The organism is Pseudarthrobacter sp. NKDBFgelt (genome assembly GCF_046097905.1).
GTDB lineage: Bacteria > Actinomycetota > Actinomycetes > Actinomycetales > Micrococcaceae > Arthrobacter > Arthrobacter polychromogenes.
Map to the genome: position 1 here is coordinate 1 of NZ_JBJURL010000190.1, position 817 is coordinate 817.

An 817-nucleotide genomic window follows, 5' to 3' on the forward strand; every position below is an offset into this window, starting at 1 on the left:
CGTCCGTTCCGGGGCAATCGCAAAGTCGTGGAAGGCATCATTTACCGGTACCGGTGTGGGATTGCCTGGCGGGACCTTCCTGCGGAGTTCGGTCCGTGGCAGACGGTGTGGAAGCGGCACCGCCGTTACGCGTCTGACGGAACGTGGGACCGGGTCCACGGTCAGCTTCTGGCCGAAGCGGACGCGGCCGGAGTGATCGACTGGACGGTTTCTGTGGACTCGACCATCAATCGAGCCCACCAGCACGGGACGAACCTTCCCCGTGCCACAGGGGGAACTCCCGAATTACAAGAAACTGTTTGCTGAACCGCCTGATCACGCCATCGGCCGCTCCCGCGGCGGGCTGAGCACTAAGATCCACCACGCCTGCGACGGCAAAGGCCGACCATTGGCAATGATTCTTGGCCCCGGGCAGGGCGGCGATTCGCCCATGTTTCCGGTCGTTATGGGGGCGGTGCGGGTTCCCCGCCTCGGCGGGGGCCGCGCCAGGACCCGGCCTGATGCCGTGATGGGCGACAAGGCTTACTCGTCCAGGGCAAACCGGGCACTGCTGCGAGGACGGGGCATCAAAGCCGTCATCCCCGAACCCTCCGACCAAATAGGACACCGCAAACGCCGCGGTTCACGCGGCGGACGCCCCGTGAACTTCGACGCCGAGACCTACAAAGGCCGCAACACTGTGGAGAGATCCTTCAGTCTCTTCAAACAATGGCGCGGCATCGCCACCCGCTACGACAAACTCGCACTGACCTATCGAGCCGGCGTCGTCCTGTACGCCGTCGTCATCTGGCTACGCCAATAAGGAGACACACCCTAG

At 64.0% G+C, this 817-nt stretch carries 1 pseudogene; it reads left to right on the forward strand.

What is annotated here, in order from left to right:
- Positions 1 to 802 (forward strand): annotated as a pseudogene (locus tag ACKAE7_RS21085) (IS5 family transposase); the annotation flags it as partial.
- Between the last annotated feature and the right edge of the window lie 15 nt (positions 803 to 817).